Source organism: Mesorhizobium sp. M7A.F.Ca.CA.001.08.2.1, from assembly GCF_003998455.1.
Lineage (GTDB): Bacteria > Pseudomonadota > Alphaproteobacteria > Rhizobiales > Rhizobiaceae > Mesorhizobium > Mesorhizobium ciceri.
On record NZ_RZPW01000529.1, the window covers coordinates 1 to 4,499 of the forward strand.

Sequence of the window (4,499 nt, forward strand, 5' to 3'; positions counted from 1 at the left end):
CCCCTCCACTTCCGTATCTTCCCCATGAACCTGATCTACGCCGCCCTTGCCTTCCTGATGGCGCTTGTCTTCGGCTTTGTCGGCGTCACCCGCGTCGGCTCATGGCTGATCGAGCGCCGCGATCCGCCGCTCGGCGAGTTCGCCGACATCGACGGCGCCCGCATCCACTATGTCCATGTTCCGGCACCCGCCAACGCCGAGCTGCCGCCGATCGTCTTCATTCACGGCGCCAGCGCCAATCTCAGGGACCAGATGCTGCCGCTGCGTCCCTTGCTCGAAGGCCGCGCCGAAATGCTGTTCTTCGACCGGCCAGGCCACGGCTGGTCGGGTCGCGGCACCCATAACGAGAACCCGTCGGCGCAGGCCAACACCATTGCCGCACTGATGGACCATCTCGGCATCAGGAAGGCTGTCATCGTCGGCCATTCCTTCGGCGGCGTGGTGACATCGGCCTTTGGCCGCGAGCATCCAGACAAGACACTTGGACTGGTCTTCCTCGCACCGGCGACCCATCCATGGCCGGGCGGCGCAACCGCCTGGTACTACGATCTGACCACCATTCCGGTGCTCGGCTGGCTGTTTTCCGAAACGCTGACCTATCCGGCCGGTACACTGCAGATGGCCGACGCCACCACCTGCGTTTTCTCGCCCAACAAGGTGCCGGACAATTATCTCGGAATGGCCTCTATCCCGCTGGTGCTGCGACCAAAAGCCTTTCGCGCCAACGCCACCGATGTCGCCGGGCTCTATCGCTATGCCCTCGACGCCGCACCGCGCTACAACGAGATCAAGGCGCCAACCGTGGTCATTTCAGGCGATCGCGACAAGGTGGTCTATGCACATATCCATTCGGTCGGCCTGGCGCGCGACATTGCCGGTGCCGAACTCGTCTGGGTGCACAATCTCGGACACAAGCCAGACTGGATCGCGCCCGACCTGACCGTCGGCGCCATCGAGAAGGTCGCCGGCAAGAATATAGACCTGCAGGCGATGGCCAGGACCGTGGAGGCGCGCATCGCCGGCGACGCCTACGACGCCGGCAGATGCGCCGATATCAAGGTACCGCAGGCCGAACTCGCGCCGACCTAAGGCGGTCGCCCGAACCGTTCAGAGCCGACACGCTTTGGGAATCTAGCGGCTGACTTGTGTGTCCGACCCGATATAGGCGATGCGCAGCATGTTGGTCGAACCCGGTGTCCGCAGCGGTACGCCCGCGGTGATGATGACGCGGTCGCCCGGCTTGCCGAAGCCTTCGTCGAAGGCGATGCGGCAGGCGCGGTTGACCATGTCGTCGAGGTCGACGGCGTCGGGCGAGACAACGCAATGCGTGCCCCACAAAAGCGACAGCCGCCGCGCCGTGTTGAGGATCGGCGACAGCGCGATAACAGGCACTTGCGGCCGCTCGCGGGCGGCGCGCAGGCCCGTGGTGCCTGATGCGGTGTAGGTGATGATCGCCGACAGCTTCAGCGTTTCGGCGATCTCGCGCGCGGCCAGCGAAATGGCGTCGGCGCCGGTCGCTTCCGGCTCGGAGCGCTGGGCGTTGATGATGCCGGCATAGGTCGGATCGGTCTCGACCTTGGTGGCGATACGGTTCATCATTGCCACGGCCTCGACGGGATAGGCACCCGCCGCCGATTCCGCCGACAGCATGATGGCATCGGCGCCTTCGAAGACGGCGATCGAAACATCGGACACCTCGGCGCGGGTCGGCACCGGTGCCGTGATCATCGATTCCAGCATCTGCGTTGCAACCACCACCGGCTTGCCGGCGCGGCGTGCGGCGCGCGTGATCTGCTTCTGGATACCGGGCACCGCCTCGAGCGGCATCTCGACGCCGAGATCGCCGCGGGCGACCATCAGCGCGTCGGACAATTCGATGATTTCGGCCAGCCGGGCGACAGCCTGCGGCTTCTCGATCTTGGCCATGATCAGCGCCCGGCCGCGTGCGATCTTGCGCGCTTCGGCCAGATCCTCCGGCCGTTGCACGAAGGACAGCGCCACCCAGTCGACGCCTGTGGCCAGCACGGCATCGAGGTCCTTGCGGTCCTTCTCGGTCAACGCGCCGACCGGAAGGTCGGTGTCAGGCAGGCTGACGCCTTTCTTGTCGGAAATCGTGGTGCCGGCGACGACGGTGCAGACGATCGATTTGCCGTCGCTCTTCACCGCCTTCAGCTCGAGCTTGCCATCGTCGATCAGCAGGCGATGGCCGGCTTCGACCGAGCTCAGGATTTCCGGATGCGGCAGATAGACCCTGGTCGAGGTGCCGGGCTCGGGATTGTCGTCGAGCGTGAAGGTCTGGCCTTGCGTCAGCACTTCCTTGCCGTTGGCGAACTTGCCGACGCGCAGCTTTGGCCCTTGCAGATCGGCGAGGATGCCGATCGGCCTGCCAACGGCTTCCTCGACAGCGCGGATGCGTCCGACCAGCGTGCGCATCAGTTCATGGTCGGTATGGCTCATATTGATGCGGAACACATCGGCGCCCGCTTCGAACAGTTTCTTCAGCATCTCCTCCGAGGAGGAGGCAGGACCGATGGTGGCTAGGATCTTGACCTTGCGGCTACGTCTCATTGACTGTTTGTTCCCGGGGTGGCTGGAGCGCCTCCCGTTGTGGACTCATCGGTCAGCTGGACCATCCAGCTTGCCTGTTCGCCCGTGTCATATTCCTGGAATCCGGCGCGCTGAAAGCCCCGGGCGACGCAGTCGGTTACGCCTGCGATCTTGAACTCTTTTTCAGCCACGCACATGTTGATCGGGCCGTCCCAGCGTCCACCGCGTTCGGCGTCTTCTGCATAAAGATAGTAAAACCTTGATGACAGCGGCCCTTCGATCAGCGTCTTGCAACTCGATCCCTCGATGTGCCACCAGCCTTCGGTGATCCAGCCGGCCTTGGCGCGATAGCCGATGCCGACGCCAACCAGGTTCTGCGTGGCGTTGCAGACGCGGAAATCGGCACGCGCCGGCGAAGCCACGACCATGGCCGACAGGCCGATGGCAAGAGTGAGGAGCGGCATGGCAAAGGCAGAGCGCATGCGCTGCCCGCCGGCGGAACTCATCCGAAAACCCCTCAAAAACCACATCAGCATCTCTCTGCGCCCCTTTTCGGAAAAGTCCGGGCGCATGTCAACGCACCGTTTTGTCCAATTCCAATCGATTTAGAAAGGCTCCGGCGCACAATTCGCCGACTTGTGCCAGATTTCCCGGGAAACCTTGGCCAAACAACGGCATTGCGCAAGCGTCGTCTTCGTGGAATGACGATAGCATCCTCCCCGGAAGCCAGCGAACAGACCATTTCCCGCCAATGACCCGATCCACAGTTTTCGCGCCTTTCGACATCATCGAGGGCGACCGCAAGCGAGGCATCGTGCTGTTGGGCGATCATGCCCGTCGCGACCTGCCCGACGACTATGGCAGCCTCGGCCTGCCCTCAGCGGAGTTCGACCGCCACATCGCCTATGACATCGGCGTCGAGGGCGTGACGCGCGAACTGGCTGCCCTGCTCGGCGTGCCAGCGGTGCTCGCCAATTTTTCGCGGCTGCTGATCGATCCCAATCGCGGCGAAGACGACCCGACGCTCATTCGCCAGCTTTATGACGGCACGGTCGTACCTGGGAACTACCCCATCGCTGCCGAGGAGCGCGAGAGGCGGCTCGACGGGTTCTACCGGCCCTATCACGACGCCGTCAGCGCCATGATCGCCTCGGTCGCACAGGCTTCCGCCCAGGCGCCCTTCATCTTCTCGGTGCATTCCTTCACCCCGGCCATGCAAGGAATCCAGCGTCCTTGGCACGTCGGCATCCTGTGGGACCTCGACGACCGCGTGGCGCGGCCGTTGATAGACATGCTGGCGCAGGACAGGAACCTCGTCGTCGGCGACAACGAACCCTATGACGGCGCGCTGCGCGGCGACACCATGTACAAGCACGCCATCGTCAACGGCTTCGCCCATGCGCTGATCGAGATCCGACAGGATTTGATATCGGACCAGAAGGGCGCGCTCGCCTGGGCCGAACGGCTGGCGCCGATCGTTGACGCCATCGACCGCCGTCCCGATATACATGTGGTGAAGATGTTCGGCTCGCGCACCGGGCCGCTATGACGGAGGTTTCGATGACCGAACTCAGCGACGAGCAGCAACGCGATTTCGAGGCGGCCGCCTTCCGCCGGCTGGTCGAGCATCTGCGCGAACGCAACGACGTGCAGAACATCGACCTGATGAACCTCGCCGGCTTCTGCCGCAACTGCCTGTCGAACTGGTATCGCGAGGCGGCCAATGCCGAGGGCGTCGATCTCACCAAGGATCAGTCGCGCGAGATCGTCTACGGCATGCCCTATGCGCAATGGCAGGCGCTCAACCAGACCGAGGCCTCCGACGCCAAGAAGGCCGAATTCGAGGCAAGGCGCCCCAAGGACCATTAAGGCCAGCGATCACTCAAGGCTGTGTTTGGCTCAAAAAATGCTTCCCGAAAGAGCCTTGACTGAAAATTGAATCGATCTAATTT

The 4,499-nt window shown here is 63.4% G+C and carries 5 protein-coding genes; 3 read left to right on the forward strand and 2 right to left on the reverse strand.

The window, feature by feature from the left end; translation table 11 throughout:
• Positions 1–24: 24 nt before the first annotated feature.
• The gene (locus EN914_RS25485) at positions 25–1,089 is read left to right on the forward strand and encodes an alpha/beta fold hydrolase (RefSeq protein ID WP_024502958.1); all 1,065 of its coding nucleotides are present in this window, start codon (positions 25–27) and stop codon (positions 1,087–1,089) included.
• 42 nt (positions 1,090–1,131) lie between these two features.
• On the opposite strand, the gene pyk is transcribed toward EN914_RS25485, so the two are convergent.
• Both pyk and EN914_RS25495 read right to left on the reverse strand, forming a co-directional pair.
• Positions 1,132–2,568, reverse strand: a complete 1,437-nt coding sequence (pyk, locus tag EN914_RS25490; RefSeq protein ID WP_013529204.1) for a pyruvate kinase — start codon at positions 2,566–2,568, stop codon at positions 1,132–1,134.
• Complete coding sequence (locus EN914_RS25495) at positions 2,565–3,053, reverse strand: DUF1036 domain-containing protein (RefSeq protein WP_013529203.1); 489 nt, start codon at positions 3,051–3,053, stop codon at positions 2,565–2,567. The genes pyk and EN914_RS25495 overlap by 4 nt, the downstream gene beginning before the upstream one ends.
• 245 nt (positions 3,054–3,298) lie before the next feature.
• On the opposite strand from EN914_RS25495, the gene EN914_RS25500 reads away from it, so the two are divergent.
• Positions 3,299–4,096 carry an N-formylglutamate amidohydrolase gene (locus EN914_RS25500; RefSeq protein WP_024502956.1) on the forward strand — a complete coding sequence of 266 codons (798 nt, stop codon included), beginning with the start codon at positions 3,299–3,301 and terminating at the stop codon, positions 4,094–4,096.
• Positions 4,097–4,107: 11 nt separating this feature from the next.
• On the forward strand, positions 4,108–4,416 hold the full coding sequence (locus tag EN914_RS25505; protein ID WP_013529201.1) for a DUF1244 domain-containing protein: 309 nt from the start codon (positions 4,108–4,110) through the stop codon (positions 4,414–4,416).
• Positions 4,417–4,499 lie beyond the last annotated feature (83 nt).